We start from the raw sequence: 12551 nt of genomic DNA, 5'->3' as shown, positions 1-12551 counted from the left end.
GTCTTCACATTTGAATTGGATCGTACCCAGTAGGGTCCGCCGCACTCCTGTCGGATCCCTCCGGTGTCGCCGTCGCGGCCCGCGCCACCTCGGCGAGCGCGTCTCGCAGCAGACCGAGGCCTTCGCCCGTCCTGGCGCTCAAAAAAACGCGCACGATCTTACCATATTCATCCCGCTGGACTCCCGGCTCGACCTGGGTCAGGTCGATCTTGTTCATCACCATGATGTACGGCACGTCGCCCGCGCCGATCTCGCCCAGCACGCCGTTGACCGCCTCGATCTGCGCCTCGCGGTCCTCGCTCGCGGAATCGACGACGTGCAGCAGGAGATCCGCGTTCGCGGTTTCTTCCAGCGTCGCATGGAAGGCGGCGACCAGCGCGTGCGGCAGGTCGCGGATGAAGCCGACGGTGTCCGACAGCACGACATTGGCCCCCTCGCCGACGTAGAGGCGGCGCGAGGTGGTGTCGAGGGTTGCGAATAGCTGGTCGGCGGCGTAGGCGCCGGCCTTGGTCAGCGCGTTGAAGAGCGTCGACTTCCCGGCGTTGGTGTAACCGACGAGCGATACGGACAGGACGCTATGCCCTTCCCGCCCGCGGCGACGCACGCGGCGCTGCTTTTCGATCTGCGTGAGGCGCTCCTTGAGCACCTTGACGCGCTTGCCGAGGAGTCGCCGGTCGGTTTCGAGCTGGGTTTCGCCGGGGCCGCGCAGGCCGATACCGCCCTTCTGGCGTTCCAGGTGGGTCCATCCGCGCACGAGGCGCGTCGCGAGGTGTTCGAGCTGGGCGAGTTCGACCTGCAGCTTGCCCTCGTGGCTGCGCGCGCGCTGCGCGAAGATGTCGAGGATCAGCGCGGTGCGGTCGACGACCCGGCACTTGAGCTCGCGCTCGAGGTTGCGCTGCTGACCCGGCGAGAGCGCGTGGTTGAAAATGACGAAATCCGCCTCGTTGGCACGCAGGGTCTCGGCGATTTCCTGGACCTTGCCGCGTCCGGCGAAGAGCGCCGGATCGGGACGTGCGCGACGGCCGCCGACAACGGCTTCGACGCTTGCGCCCGCGCTGAGGGTCAGCAGTTTGAGTTCGGAAAGGCGCTCGTCCAGCGCGCCCTGGTTCAGGTCGAGCTGGACGAGTACTGCGCGCTCACCGGAATCGGGGCGCTCAAACATGGAGAAGCCGGCTTATCGCGACGGACGCGGGCCGGCCCAGGACGTCAGCTATTGCCTTCACCCGCATCCGATTGCTGGATATTCACGGGACGAGCCGGCACGACAGTCGAGATCGCATGCTTGTAGACCATCTGCGTGACCGTGTTCTTCAGCAGCACCACGTACTGGTCGAAGGATTCGATCTGCCCCTGCAGCTTGATGCCGTTGACGAGATAGATCGCGACGGGGACGTGCTCCCTGCGCAGGGTGTTCAGGAACGGGTCTTGTAGAAGTTGCCCTTTGTTGCTCATTTTCGAACCTCGAAGAAGTCTTGTTCTAGTGTGAATGTAAAGGATTTCATGTTGCACCGCCACATCGGCGGACACACTTCATCCGGTGCTGATTGAAAGCTTATTCTTTTGTGATATAGGGGTTGTGTGAGGACTTGAATTGTATACGCAGGGGGGTGCCCTGCAATTTGAACGCATCCATGAAGGTGCGTTCAAGGTAGCGAACGTAAGAGTTCGGTACGTGCTCGAGCGCGGCACCATGGATCACGACGATCGGCGGATTGCTGCCACCCTGGTGGGCGTAGCGCATCTTGGGCCGGAAGATCCCGTGGCGGGGCGGTGCCTGCTTCGTGAGCGCTGCCTGCAGCGTGCGCGTCAGGCGCGGCGTAGAGAGATTCACCGTCGCGGCGGCGTATGCGCCGTCGACAGACTTCATCACCGCGGCCACCCCGGCCCCCTTCAGCGCCGAGATGTAGTGAAAGCGCGCGAAGGACAGAAAACCGAGCTTGTGGGCGATGTCGCGCTTGATGAGCTCGCGACGATAGTCGTCGACGCTGTCCCACTTGTTGACGGCCACCACCAGCGCCCGTCCGGAATCGAGGATGAAGCCGGCGATGTGCGCGTCCTGGTCGGAGATGTCCTGCGAGGCATCGAGCACGAGCACGGCGACGTTGGCCTGCTCGATCGCCTGCAGCGTCTTGATCACGGAGAACTTCTCGATCGCCTCGAAGACTTTGCCGCGCCGACGCAGGCCGGCGGTGTCGATCAGCGTGTAGTCGCGGCCGCCGCGCTCGAAGGGGATCGCGATGGCGTCGCGGGTGGTGCCGGGCATGTCGAAGGCGATGACGCGCTCTTCGCCGAGGAGGCTGTTCACGAGCGTCGACTTGCCGACGTTCGGACGGCCGACGATGGCGATCCTCGGTCCGCCGCTCGCCTGCTCTTCGTCTTCGCCGTCAGTCGGAAATTCCGCCAGCACGTGGTCGACGAGCTGCTTGACGCCGTCGCCATGGGCGGCGGAGATGGGCAGCGGGTCGCCGAGGCCCAGCGCATGGAATTCGGCCGCGACGATCGCGCGGTCCATGCCTTCGGACTTGTTGACGATCAGGTGCACGGGCCGTCCGGCACGGCGCAGGCGCTCCGCGATCTGTTCGTCGTGCGGCGTGAGACCCATGCGGCCGTCAACGAGGAACAGCAGCGCGTCGGCTTCGGCGATCGCCTGTTCGGCCTGACGGGCCATCTCGTGCATGATGCCGGTCTTGGCGACCGGATCGAAGCCGGCAGTATCGACGACGAGGTAGTCCCGTTCGCCGACGCGCCCGATGCCATAGTGGCGATCGCGCGTCAGGCCGGGCTGGTCAGCCACCAGCGCATCACGCGTGCGCGTGAGGCGATTGAAAAGGGTCGACTTGCCGACGTTGGGGCGGCCAACCAGAACGATTGTGGGTTTCACTAGCTACTTCCCGCTCAGCGGACTTCAAATACGTGGACGTCGCCATCCCGCGACTGGACGACAATGCCGTCGCCGCGGCCGAAGCGACGGAGATCGGCGAGGATGGGGCTGCTGTCGGCGCGACTGCGGGCGACAAAGGCCCCGCTGTCGCGGTCGAGGATGTGGACATAGCCCTGCAGATCGCCGACGGCGACAAAGTTGCCGAACAGCACCGGACGGGACACCGCGCGGCGCTTGAGCGCTTCCTGCTTCCACACCGTGGCGCCGCTGGTGCCGTCGAGGCCCTGCACGACATCGTTGTCGTCGGTCACGACCACATAGCGGCTGTCGCGATCGAGACCGACGCTGCTGGAAAAGTCCCGCGACCACAGCGCGTTGCCGTTGCTCGCGTCGAAGCAGGCGGCGCGGCCCTGATAGGTCACGGCGCACAGATCCTTGCGGCTCAACACGGGGGTGCCTGAAATGTCGGCAATGCGTTCGAGCTCGGTCGAGCCTTTTGGCGTCGCGACCGTCAACTCCCAGAGCTGGGAACCGTTCGCGAGGCTGACGGCAACGAGCTTGCCGCCCGGATAACCGGCAATGGCGGCGCCGCTATCGAGCAGGACGCCGGCATAGCTGCGCAGCGACAAGGGCGGCGTCGCGCGCTGGAAAACCCAGCGACGGGCGCCGTTGCTGGCATCGAGGGCGATCAGGCGGCTGTCGGAGGCGCGCACGATGACCATCGTGTCGCCGACCGCCGGGGGCGCGAGGACTTCGGCACCGACGGGCACACGCCAGTGTTCGGCGCCGGTTGCCGCATCGAGCGCCACGACTTCGCCCCCGGTCGTCACCACCACGACTAGACGCCCGTTGCTGCCGACACCCGCGGAGAGCTGCTTCGCCGCGCTGACCTTCCAGACGGCACGTCCGTCGGCAAAGCGCGCGACCGATCCGTCGTAGGCTGCGGCATAGACATCCTCGCCGACCACCACGGGTTGGAACACGTAGGGACCGGAAGCGCCGATCTTGGCCTGCCAGACGGTCCGCAGCTCGGCGGTCGGCTTGATGTCCGTCAACGGCGCGGGCTTGGGCTCCGACGAGGAGAAGGGATTCAGCGACGAGCAGCCGGCGAGTGCGGTTAGCGAAGCTGCGACGAGGAGCGGGAGAATGGAACGCTTCATCGATCAGCCCTCCAGAGCCTGTTGCTTGACACGAACGATCTCGCGCAGCGAGTCACCGCCTTCGGCCTGATCGGCGGCCAGCGCGTCGATCGCAGCCTGGTAGGCACTGCGCGCCTCGGGGAATTTCCCGGCAGCGGCCAGCACGTCACCGCGCAGGTCCTCGAAGCGAGCCTTCAGGGCCGCGCCCGGCGCGGTTTCGAGCCGCTTGAGTGCCTCGTCGTAGGCTCCGTCGTCGAGCAACAGCGACGCGAGACGCAGGCGGGCGAGATCCTTCAGCGCCGGATCGCTGCCCTTGTCGAGCACCCATTCGAGTTGCAGCTTGGCATTCTTGGCATCGCCGGCAGCCATCTGCGCGCCGGCGGAAGTCAGCGCCGCCATTTCGGCATAGACGGTGCCCGAGTACTTCTCGATCACCTGGCCGGCCGCCTCGCGCGCCTTCTGCGCGTCACCGCGCTGCGCCGCCTGCTGCACGACAAAGTACAGCGCGCCGGCTTCTGCGCCCTGCTTGTTGCGGTAGTACTGGTAGCCCTGCCAGCCGACGGAGGCGAGCGCCGCGGCAACCGCCAGGGTCGTGATCAGCTTGCCGTACTGCGTCCACCAGGCTTTCAGTTCGGAAATCTGTTCCTGTTCGTCCAGGTCAAATGCCGCCATCTTCTTCCTCTTCGTCAATGAACAGGCATGCCGCCACCGCATCGGCGACGCCTTCGAGGGGGACCCGTTGCTGGCCGCCGGGGCCGCGCAGGGGCTTGAGTCCGACTTCGCCGCTGGCGGCCTCGTCTTCGCCGATCACCACGGCGAGCTGCGCCTTGCTGGCATCGGCCTTCTTCATCTGCGACTTGAAACTGCCGCCGCCGCAATGCGTCAGGACGGCGAATCCGTGCTCGCGCAGCGCTTCGGCGGCGCGGAAGGCGAGCCGCTGGGCCTGCTCGCCCTGATGCACGACGTAGACGTCGGGCACCGCGGCATCGACCTGCGCGCCGCTCTCGCGCCACAGCGCGAGCAGGCGTTCGACGCCCATCGCGAAGCCGGCAGCGGGAGCGGGACGGCCGCCGAGTTGTTCGACGAGGCCGTCGTAGCGGCCCCCGGCGCAGACCGTGCCCTGCGCACCGAGCCGCGTCGTGACCCACTCGAACACGGTGCGGTTGTAGTAATCGAGGCCGCGCACGAGGCGGTGGTTGATCCGGTAATGGACGCCAGCGTCCTTGAGCAGCGTCTGCACGCCGTCGAAGTGCTTCAGCGACTCTTCGCCGAGGTAGTCCATCAGTTTCGGCGCCGCTTCGACGATGTCCTGCAGCTCGGGGTTCTTGGTGTCGAGGATGCGCAGCGGATTCGTGTAAAGGCGGCGCTTGCCGTCTTCGTCGAGGCGATCCCGATGCCCTTCGAGGTAGGTGATCAGGGCGGCACGGTGGGCCGCACGCTCCTCGGCGGAGCCGAGCGAATTGAGTTCGAGGCGCACGTCGTCGAGCCCCAGGTCTTCCCACAGGCGGGCGCACATCAGGATGTGCTCGGCGTCGATGTCGGGGCCGTCGAAGCCCAGCGCTTCGATGCCGATCTGATGGAACTGGCGGTAGCGCCCTTTCTGGGGACGCTCGTGGCGGAACATCGGCCCGTGGTAGTACAGGCGCAGGGGCGCGACATGCAGCAGGTTGTGCTGGATGATCGCACGCACGCAGGACGCCGTGCCTTCGGGGCGCAGCGTCAAATGTTCGCCGTTGAGCGCGTCCTCGAAGGAATACATTTCCTTCTCGACGATGTCGGTGACTTCGCCGATGGCGCGCTTGAAGAGCGGCGTCGGCTCGACGATCGGCATGCGGATCGGGCGATAGCCGTAGCTGCGCAGCCAGTCGCGCACGATGTCTTCAAAGTGTTCCCAGGCTTCGGCCTCGTCGGGCAGGATGTCGTTCATCCCGCGCACGGCCTGCAGGGTCTGCTGCTTCGCTTTTTTCTCGGTCTTTTCGGTCATATCGGGACGGTTCAAACCGCCTTTCTGGTGTATTTGGTGGAGACGTAGTTGTCGACGATGGCCTTGAATTCGGCCGCAATATTGTCGCCTCGCAGGGTGACGGTCTTGACACCATCGACGAAGACCGGCGCCGCGGGGGTTTCGCCGGTGCCGGGCAGCGAGATGCCAATGTTGGCATGCTTGCTTTCGCCGGGGCCGTTGACGATGCAGCCCATGACGGCGAGCGTCATGTTCTCGACACCGTCGTATTGCTCGCGCCAAACGGGCATCTGATCGCGCACGTAGCCCTGGATGCCCGAGGCGAGTTCCTGGAAGAAGGTGCTGGTGGTGCGGCCGCAACCGGGGCAGGCCGTGACCATCGGTGTGAAGGCGCGCAACCCCATCGTCTGCAGGATCTCCTGCGCGACGACGACTTCCTGCGTACGGCTGCCGTTGGGTTCGGGGGTCAGCGAGATTCGGATCGTGTCGCCGATGCCTTCCTGCAGCAGCACAGCGAGCGCGGCGGTCGAGGCGACGATGCCCTTCGAGCCCATGCCGGCCTCGGTCAAGCCGAGGTGCAGCGGGTAGTCGCAGCGGCGCGCCATGTCGCGGTAGACCGCGATCAAGTCCTGCACGCTCGAGACTTTGGCCGACAGGATGATGCGATCGCCGGGCAGGCCGTATTCCTCGGCCTTGGCCGCGGATTCGAGGGCGGAGACGACGAGGGCTTCACGCATCACGGCACCGGCGTCGCGCGGGTTCGCGAGCTTCGCATTCTCGTCCATTACGCGTGCGAGCACGGACTGGTCGAGGCTGCCCCAGTTGACGCCGATGCGCACCGGCTTGTCGTACTTGCAGGCGATCTCGACGATGGAAGCGAACTGCGGGTCGCGCTTCGTGCCGGCCCCGACGTTGCCGGGGTTGATGCGCAGCTTGGCGAGCGCCTCGGCGCAGGCCGGGTGGTCGGCGAGCAGGCGGTGGCCGTTGTAGTGGAAGTCGCCAACGAGCGGGACGTCCATGTTGAGTGCGAGCAGGCGGTCGCGGATGTGCGGGACGGCCCGCGCCGCCTCTTCGTTATTGACCGTGATCCGGACGAGTTCGGAGCCGGCGCGCGCGAGTTCGGCGACCTGCATCGCGGTCGCGAGCACGTCGGCGGTGTCGGTGTTGGTCATCGACTGCACGACGACCGGCGCGTCGGAGCCGATCAGGACGCGGCCGACGCGGACCGAGCGCGTGTTACGGCGCGACAGCGGACCGGCGAGGCCTTCGGAGATAACGGGCGTAGCCAATTCAGATCACTCCAGGGTCAGGCGCGCGACGCTGACACGTACGTGCGGCAGCAGGTCGTAGGGCTTGCCGCGATATTCGAGGGCCACCTGGCGGGCATTCCCGACGACCAAGGCGAAGGGCGGCCGCCCCTGCACGGTGCGGCGGGAGCCCGCCTGGCTGACTCCGGAAAAGACGATCGAGCCGCTCGCGTCACGCACTTCGATCCACGCATCGCCCTCGAAACGGAAGACCAGTTGCTGCACGCCGTCGGCGTGGGCGACGGGCGTCACGACAGGAGCGGGCACCGGGGCTGCAGCGGTCTGCGACGGGGTGGCGGTCTGCGACGGGGGGGCGGCCGGCGCAGGCGGAGCGACCGGAACAACAGGCGCGGGCGGCATGACAGCAACCGCCACCGGAGGCACCGCCGCGGGCGGCACGGGCGCTACCGGGACCGCCGCAGGAGCAGCGGCCGAGGCGTCGGCGGACGCAGTCGCGCTTGCGGACTCGGAAGTCGAAGGAGCGATGATCTGCGGTGTCGGGGCCGCCGATTCAACGACCGCTTCCGGTTCCTTCGGCATCCGGAACCAGTCGAAATACCAGCCGCCGATCAGCATCAGGAGCGCAATGCCGCTCAGGACCGCGGGAACTCGGACGGCACGCGAGCCGCCGCCGGTCGGCATGATGCCCTCGGCGTTCGAGACCGGGGCGAGATCGATGGAGCGCGACGCTTTTTCGGTATCGAGGCCCGCCAGCAAGGCGACCGGGTCGAGCCCGAGATAGCGGGCATAGTTGCGCAGGAAGCCGCGCGCGAAGGCGGCGCCGGGCAACAGTTCGAGCCGCCCGGCCTCCATCGCCTCGACCTGGCGCCCGGTCAGCTTGAGGGCCAGCGCGACGTCGCCCGGGGTTTCACCGCGCGCCTCACGCGCACGACGCAATTCCAGGCCGATCGCTTCAGCGCCGCCGGAGGGCTCGGCGCCGGCCTGCGGATCCAGATGCACTTCGGTCACTCGTACTTTCCCTGAGTCATCGCTTGAAATTCGGGGCTGTCGGCGAAACGCCCCCGCAATTGGGCGGCGTAGCTCGCCTCGGCATCGCGGTTGCCGAGGCGACGCGCGGTGCGCAGTCCCAGCCAGGCCGACGCGGCGGTCGGTTCGCCTTCCTGGTGCAATTGCACAAGATAGGTGTTGGCGACCTCATACGCGCCGCGGCGGTACGCGATCCCGGCCAGTTGATAGATCGCGGAGCGGTTCGACGGATCGAGCTGGACGGCGCGCCGCAACTCCGTTTCCGCCGCCGCCTCGTCCCCCTTGGCGAGATAGCAGAGCCCGGCATTGGTATAGGGCCGTGTGGGCGTGCGGTAATAGGGGTTGCGCGCCGCTATGGCCAGCCGCTCGAGACCGTCGCTGAAGTTCCCGTTCACGCACTGGAACCAGCCGTAGCTGTTGTTGTATTCGGGATCGTTGGGCGCCATCGACAGCGCGCGCTGAAAGTTTTCGCGCGCGCTAGGCATGTCGTCGATGTACATGTAGACCAGCGCCATCAGGTGGTACGTGGGCGAATAGTTCGGATCCATCACCAGCGCGGTGCGGGCCTCGTCGAGCGCGACCGCGTAGCGCGCGATCTGGAAGTAGGCCATGCCGAGATCGACATGGACCTTGGCGCTCGCGGCTGCCCCACTGACCGGCAACTCCGACGCGGGCGGCGCGGCATTGCCGCCGGTCGCCCCCGGACGCGTACTCACGCACCCGCCGAGCATCACGGCGAGCAAGGGCATCGAAAGCTTCGCAAGCAGCCGTCTCATGCACGATCCTCCGTCGGTTTCGCCAGCCGCACAACACGTCGCGTGCGATCCTGCACCTGTCCTGCGAGCTGCCCGCAGGCGGCGTTGACGTCGTCCCCGCGCGTCTTGCGCGTCGTCGTGACGATGCCGGCGTCGATCAGGATGCTGGCGAAACGCCGGATCCGGTCGGGGTGCGAGCGTTCGAACCCGGCGTTCGGGAAGGGGTTGAAGGGAATCAGGTTGAACTTGCACGGCACGTCGCGGACCAGCGCGACAAGCGCCCGGGCATGCGCGTCGGTGTCGTTGACGCCGTCGAGCATGACATATTCGAAAGTCACGAAGTCGCGCGGGGCGCGTTCGAGGTAGCGCTGGCAAGCGGCCATCAGCTCCCGCAGCGGGTACTTCTGATTGATCGGCACGAGGCGGTCGCGCAGCGCGTCGTCGGGCGCATGCAGCGACACGGCGAGTGCGACCGGACATTCGTCGCGCAGACGGTCCATCGCCGGTACGATGCCCGAGGTCGATACCGTCACGCGTCGGCGGGACAGGCCGTAGGCGTGGTCGTCGAGCATCAGGCGCAGGGCGGTGACGACGTTGTCGAAGTTCGTCAGCGGCTCGCCCATGCCCATCATCACGACGTTGCTGATCACTCGGCCGTTATCGGGCTCGCCCTCGGCATCCTTGGCTCCCGCCGGGGCCGCGGCGCCGCCCAACAGTTTGTTCGCGAGCCACAGCTGACCGATGATCTCGGCGGCCGTGAGGTTGCGGTTGAAGCCCTGCTTGCCGGTCGAGCAGAAGGCGCAGTCGAGCGCGCAGCCGGCCTGCGAGGAGATGCACAGTGTGCCGCGGTTCGTCTCGGGGATGAACACCGCCTCGACGGCGTTGGCGCTGCCGACATCGAGCAACCACTTGCGCGTGCCGTCGTGCGAGACGGTGTCGCGGATCGCCTGTGGCGGGCGAATGCACGCCTCTTGGGCCAGCTTCGCGCGCAGGCTCTTCGCGACGTCGGTCATGGCGTCGAAATCGGTTTCGCCGAAACGGTGCATCCAGTGCATCACCTGGCGCGCACGGAAGGGCTTTTCGCCGCGCTCCGCGAACCAGGCGACGAGGCCGTCGACGTCGAAATCGAGCAGATTGACCGGTGTTTCCATGTGTTTCCTGTGTTGCCCTCAAAATGCAATCGGCCCGCGACGCACGAAGTGCGCGGGCCGATGCGCGGGCGTAGCCCTGAGAGGCTTAGCGGGCGTAAACGTTCATCCCGGGGAAGAAGAACGCCACTTCGACAGCGGCCGTTTCGGCAGCGTCGGAACCGTGGACCGCGTTGGCGTCGATCGAGTCGGCGAAGTCGGCGCGGATGGTGCCGGCAGCGGCCTTCTTCGGATCGGTCGCGCCCATCAGGTCGCGGTTCTTGGCGATCGCGCCTTCACCTTCCAGCACTTGCACCATCACCGGGCCGGAGATCATGAAGGACACGAGATCCTTGAAGAAGGGGCGTTCCTTGTGGACCGCGTAGAACTGGCCGGCTTCACGCTCGGACAGGTGAACCATCTTCGAGGCGATGATCTTCAGGCCCGCATCTTCGAAGCGCTGGTAGATCTTGCCGATCACATTCTTGGCAACGGCGTCGGGCTTGATGATGGACAGGGTGCGTTCGATGGCCATGTAGAAAAACTCCGGTTTGAATCGGTAAGCAAAAAGTAAGCGAAAAAAGCCTAGCTCGCGATTCTAACAGTTTTTCGTACCCGGCTCGCAGTAAGACAACAAAGTCAAGGGCGTAGGTTTGATAGGCCGAAGCAATGGCGCGCTTCTTGCAGCGCAACATCGCATCCATACACGCACCAAGGTTATTACGATGACGCAAGCGCAAAATTATCGTCGCTCATCCGACATCGATTTGCTGACAATTTACGAGATCAGCAAGGTACTGACCTCTTCGCTGGATTTCCGGCAGAGTCTCCAGACGGTGCTGCAACTGCTACTGTCGCAGCTCAACATGCGGCACGCGCTGGTCGGATTGGTGCAGACGGACGGCCAGCTGCACATTCTTGGTGCGGCGGGCGTACCCTGGCCGATGAGCGAGGCACCAATTCTGGATCCGCGAGAAGGGATCATTTCGAAAGTGATCCGCAGCGGCTCGCCCATCGTGATCCCCGACATCGCCGGGGACGCGCACTTTACGAATCGCACGGGGCGCGACCCCGAGCAGATGAAGGGGGTGTCCTACCTCGTCGTGCCGCTCAAGGTGGATCGCGAGGTGATCGGCATCCTGTCGGCCGATCGCCATCCGGACGACGAGGAAAGCGTCAATTTCGAGCGCGACGTGCGCATGCTGTCGCTGGTCGCGAACCTACTCGCGCAGACCTTCCGGCTGCATCAGGCCGTCGCCGCGGACCGGCAGGCGCTGCTCGAGGAGTCGGCGCGGCTGCAGAAGCAGTTGCAGGGGCAGTACGACATCGAGAACGTGGTGGGCCGTTCGAAGCGCATGAAGGAGGTGTTCGCGGACGTGCATCAGGCGGCGCCGTCGGGCGCGACGGTCTTGCTGCGCGGCGAATCCGGCACCGGCAAGGAGGCGATTGCCCATGCGATCCATTATCTGTCGCCGCGTGTGAAAGGTCCGTTCGTCAAGCTCAATTGCGCGGCGTTGCCGGAAACGCTGCTGGAGTCCGAGCTCTTCGGCCACGAGCGCGGCGCCTTCACCGGCGCAACGTCGGAACGCAAGGGCCGCTTCGAGCTGGCGCGCGGGGGCACGATCTTCCTCGACGAGATCGGCGACATCTCGCCCGCCTTCCAGGCGAAGCTGCTGCGCGTGCTGCAGGAGCAGGAGTTCGAGCGCGTCGGCGGCAACAAGACGATCAAGACCGACGTGCGGCTGGTTGCGGCGACGAACCGCAATCTGGAGGAGATGGTGCAGAAGAACGAGTTCCGCGCGGATCTCTACTTCCGGCTTAATGTCGTCGCGATCTTCCTGCCGGCGCTGCGCGAGCGGAAGGACGACATTCCGCTGCTGGTCGATTTCTTCATCGAACGCTTCAATACCGAAAACCGGCGCCAGCTCGCGATCACGCCGGGCGCGGTCGATATCCTGATGCAGTGCAATTGGCCGGGGAATGTGCGCGAGTTGGAGAACTGCATTCAGCGGGCGGCAACGATGACGCGTTCGAACGTGATCCGTGAGGCCGACATGCGTTGCCAGAAGGGGCAGTGCTTTTCGTCGATGCTGCTCGAGACGACGCAGTCGCGCGCCTGCTTCCCGGTGATCGGCGTGCCGTCCCGCGCCTCGGCGCCGGTGTCGCGACCCGTGTCGATGCCCGCACCCTCTTCCGCCGACGAGGTCGAGGCGCCGCAGGCGGTGGAGCGTCGGGGGGTGCCGATGGGCGAGCGCGACCGGCTGGTCGATGCAATGGAGCGCTGCGGGTGGGTGCAGGCAAAGGCGGCGCGACTGCTGGGATTGACGCCGCGGCAGATCGGCTATGCGCTGCGCAAGTACAACATCGAGGTGAAGCAGCTCTGAGGTTGCCT

Annotated in this window: 12 protein-coding genes; 1 reads left to right on the top strand and 11 read right to left on the bottom strand. The window is 66.0% G+C overall.

The features are described 5' to 3' along the window. Positions 1–4: 4 nt before the first annotated feature. From hflX to ndk, 11 genes are all read right to left on the bottom strand, one after another. Positions 5–1162, bottom strand: a complete 1158-nt coding sequence (gene hflX, locus AZKH_RS04010) for a ribosome rescue GTPase HflX (RefSeq protein WP_015434459.1) — start codon at positions 1160–1162, stop codon at positions 5–7. Between the two features lie 44 nt (positions 1163–1206). Continuing rightward, the gene (hfq, locus tag AZKH_RS04005) at positions 1207–1452 is read right to left on the bottom strand and encodes an RNA chaperone Hfq (RefSeq protein WP_015434458.1); all 246 of its coding nucleotides are present in this window, start codon (positions 1450–1452) and stop codon (positions 1207–1209) included. Positions 1453–1552: 100 nt separating this feature from the next. Continuing rightward, complete coding sequence (der, locus tag AZKH_RS04000; RefSeq protein WP_015434457.1) at positions 1553–2881, bottom strand: ribosome biogenesis GTPase Der; 1329 nt, start codon at positions 2879–2881, stop codon at positions 1553–1555. Positions 2882–2895: 14 nt separating this feature from the next. After that, the gene (gene bamB, locus AZKH_RS03995; RefSeq protein WP_015434456.1) at positions 2896–4041 is read right to left on the bottom strand and encodes an outer membrane protein assembly factor BamB; all 1146 of its coding nucleotides are present in this window, start codon (positions 4039–4041) and stop codon (positions 2896–2898) included. Positions 4042–4044: 3 nt separating this feature from the next. Further along, complete coding sequence (locus tag AZKH_RS03990; RefSeq protein WP_015434455.1) at positions 4045–4692, bottom strand: tetratricopeptide repeat protein; 648 nt, start codon at positions 4690–4692, stop codon at positions 4045–4047. Then, positions 4679–6004 carry a histidine--tRNA ligase gene (hisS, locus tag AZKH_RS03985; protein WP_015434454.1) on the bottom strand — a complete coding sequence of 442 codons (1326 nt, stop codon included), beginning with the start codon at positions 6002–6004 and terminating at the stop codon, positions 4679–4681. Before hisS ends, AZKH_RS03990 begins: the two co-directional genes overlap by 14 nt. 11 nt (positions 6005–6015) lie before the next feature. Beyond that, on the bottom strand, positions 6016–7272 hold the full coding sequence (ispG, locus tag AZKH_RS03980; protein WP_015434453.1) for a flavodoxin-dependent (E)-4-hydroxy-3-methylbut-2-enyl-diphosphate synthase: 1257 nt from the start codon (positions 7270–7272) through the stop codon (positions 6016–6018). Between the two features lie 6 nt (positions 7273–7278). After that, complete coding sequence (locus tag AZKH_RS03975; RefSeq protein WP_015434452.1) at positions 7279–8259, bottom strand: helix-turn-helix domain-containing protein; 981 nt, start codon at positions 8257–8259, stop codon at positions 7279–7281. Continuing rightward, positions 8256–9053, bottom strand: coding sequence for a type IV pilus biogenesis/stability protein PilW (gene pilW / locus AZKH_RS03970; protein WP_015434451.1), 798 nt, complete (start codon positions 9051–9053; stop codon positions 8256–8258). The genes AZKH_RS03975 and pilW overlap by 4 nt, the downstream gene beginning before the upstream one ends. Further along, positions 9050–10183 (bottom strand): 23S rRNA (adenine(2503)-C(2))-methyltransferase RlmN, encoded by a 1134-nt coding sequence (gene rlmN, locus AZKH_RS03965; RefSeq protein WP_015434450.1) that lies wholly within the window; start codon positions 10181–10183, stop codon positions 9050–9052. The genes pilW and rlmN overlap by 4 nt, the downstream gene beginning before the upstream one ends. A gap of 85 nt (positions 10184–10268) precedes the next feature. After that, positions 10269–10694 carry a nucleoside-diphosphate kinase gene (gene ndk / locus AZKH_RS03960; RefSeq protein WP_015434449.1) on the bottom strand — a complete coding sequence of 142 codons (426 nt, stop codon included), beginning with the start codon at positions 10692–10694 and terminating at the stop codon, positions 10269–10271. Between the two features lie 190 nt (positions 10695–10884). On the opposite strand from ndk, the gene nifA reads away from it, so the two are divergent. Beyond that, positions 10885–12543: a nif-specific transcriptional activator NifA gene (gene nifA / locus AZKH_RS03955; protein WP_015434448.1), complete on the top strand. Its 1659-nt coding sequence runs from the start codon at positions 10885–10887 to the stop codon at positions 12541–12543. The last annotated feature ends 8 nt before the right edge of the window (positions 12544–12551 follow it).

It is taken from the genome of Azoarcus sp. KH32C, from assembly GCF_000349945.1.
GTDB lineage: Bacteria > Pseudomonadota > Gammaproteobacteria > Burkholderiales > Rhodocyclaceae > Aromatoleum.
The sequence above is the reverse complement of the archived record's forward strand: the minus strand, read 5'-3'. Positions and strand labels throughout refer to the sequence as shown.

Excerpts from the sequence above, each read along its gene's own strand:
- rlmN (WP_015434450.1), bottom strand. The coding sequence starts at position 10,183 with ATGGAAACACCGGTCAATCTGCTCGATTTCGACGTCGACGGCCTCGTC.
- hflX (WP_015434459.1), bottom strand. The coding sequence starts at position 1,162 with ATGTTTGAGCGCCCCGATTCCGGTGAGCGCGCAGTACTCGTCCAGCTC.
- ndk (WP_015434449.1), bottom strand. The coding sequence starts at position 10,694 with ATGGCCATCGAACGCACCCTGTCCATCATCAAGCCCGACGCCGTTGCC.
- bamB (WP_015434456.1), bottom strand. The coding sequence starts at position 4,041 with ATGAAGCGTTCCATTCTCCCGCTCCTCGTCGCAGCTTCGCTAACCGCA.
- pilW (WP_015434451.1), bottom strand. The coding sequence starts at position 9,053 with ATGAGACGGCTGCTTGCGAAGCTTTCGATGCCCTTGCTCGCCGTGATG.
- nifA (WP_015434448.1), top strand. The coding sequence starts at position 10,885 with ATGACGCAAGCGCAAAATTATCGTCGCTCATCCGACATCGATTTGCTG.
- hfq (WP_015434458.1), bottom strand. The coding sequence starts at position 1,452 with ATGAGCAACAAAGGGCAACTTCTACAAGACCCGTTCCTGAACACCCTG.
- hisS (WP_015434454.1), bottom strand. The coding sequence starts at position 6,004 with ATGACCGAAAAGACCGAGAAAAAAGCGAAGCAGCAGACCCTGCAGGCC.
- AZKH_RS03990 (WP_015434455.1), bottom strand. The coding sequence starts at position 4,692 with ATGGCGGCATTTGACCTGGACGAACAGGAACAGATTTCCGAACTGAAA.